This window comes from Monashia sp. HAY1-5C, from assembly GCF_056755255.1.
The window spans coordinates 1-240 of record NZ_JBPGXG010000694.1 but is presented as its reverse complement, the minus strand read 5'-3'; the positions used below and the strand labels follow the sequence as shown (position 1 = coordinate 240).

Here is a 240-nt window from a genome sequence, read left to right as displayed (position 1 = left end):
GGGCAACCCGGCCCGGGCGTCGGGCACCACAACATCCACTTCGGGGCCGACTGGGACGGTGCGTTCCGGGTCCTGGTCGACGACGGTCGGCTCATGTCGGACCCCTCGCGCCTCGTCACCGTCCCGACCGTCACCGAGCCGGGCCTGGCACCCGAAGGCGAATCGGTGCTCTACGTCCTCGAGCCGGTGCCGAACCTCTCGGCGCCGACCGACTGGCGGCGCGAGCGGGGCCCGGCGCGT

At 74.2% G+C, this 240-nt stretch carries 1 pseudogene; it reads left to right on the top strand.

Annotation, left to right across the window (positions count from 1 at the left end):
- Positions 1-240: pseudogene (locus ACR9ZK_RS23225) on the top strand (phytoene desaturase); the annotation flags it as partial.